We start from the raw sequence: 1108 nt of genomic DNA, 5'->3' as shown, positions 1-1108 counted from the left end.
AGTTCTACTCAGTTAAAAGTATGGGTTAGGAAGTTTAAGAGTGGAGAATCTTTTGATGATTATCGTGGAAAAGGATCGGCTAAGGGAAATCCTTTAATAGGAAGACCTAAAACAACATTTAATACAATTGAAGAAGAGAGAGACTATTATAAGGCACAGGCTGAATACTTAAAAAAGCGTTATCCAAATCTAAATGGGGAGGTGAAGTAAAAGTATCTATAAGGTATCAGATCATACATAAGATGAGGGGATCTTATCCTCTTATTCTGCTTTGTGGAATCGCTAATGTACATCGCTCTGGGTATTATAAATGGTTAGATAATCAGGTTGCGTATTGTGAAAGAAAAGCAAGAGATGATTTGATAAAGAATCATATTATGGCCATTCATCAAAAGGAGAAGGCTTTTGGATATCCACGTGTAACAACAGCCTTAAAAAAAGAAGGGTTAGTCGTTAATCATAAACGTGTTTATCGATTGATGAAAGATATGGGAATCCAATCAACTATAAGAAAGAAACGTCGTTACTTCGGTAAAAAGGGATCAAATATATATCCGAACCTTGTAAATAGAGAGTTTAAGAATCGAAAACCAAATGAAGTATTGGTAACAGATATTACTTATCTGCCTTTCAATGGTCGATTTTACTATTTATCTGTTGTCCAGGATCTGTTCAATAACGAAGTTATTTCATGGAAAGTTTCAGATCGAAACGACTTAGACCTAGTCATGGATACAATTGATGAAGTGATAAAGAAAAAAAACGTGCATGGAACCATCCTTCATTCGGATCAAGGTTTCCAATACACGTCCAAAAAATACAACCAACGACTACAGGAATATGGCATAATTGGCAGCCACTCTCGCAAAGGAAACTGCCTTGATAATGCCTGTGTAGAATCGTTTTTCTCCCACTTTAAAACAGAGATGTTGTATCCCTCAAATTGTAAAACAGAACAAGAACTATTACAAGTGATTGAAGATGCGGTTTATTACTATAACTTTAAAAGGTTTCAGAAACGACTCAACCAGTGTGCTCCAATAGAATATAGAGTCACACTGGCTGCTTAGTCTTTTTTTACAATGTCTACTTGACAGGGGTAAGCCCA

General features: G+C 35.6%; 2 protein-coding genes. Both read left to right on the top strand.

Annotation, left to right across the window (positions count from 1 at the left end):
- On the top strand, positions 1–210 hold a 210-nt coding region (locus JKM87_RS17610; protein WP_202081773.1), incomplete at its 5' end, for a hypothetical protein.
- Positions 165–1070, top strand: coding sequence for an IS3 family transposase (locus JKM87_RS17605; protein ID WP_202081775.1), 906 nt, complete (start codon positions 165–167; stop codon positions 1068–1070). The genes JKM87_RS17610 and JKM87_RS17605, both read left to right, overlap by 46 nt.
- The last annotated feature ends 38 nt before the right edge of the window (positions 1071–1108 follow it).

This window comes from Caldalkalibacillus salinus (assembly GCF_016745835.1).
Classification (GTDB): Bacteria; Bacillota; Bacilli; order Caldalkalibacillales; family JCM-10596; genus Caldalkalibacillus_A; species Caldalkalibacillus_A salinus.
The sequence above is the reverse complement of the archived record's forward strand: the minus strand, read 5'-3'. Positions and strand labels throughout refer to the sequence as shown.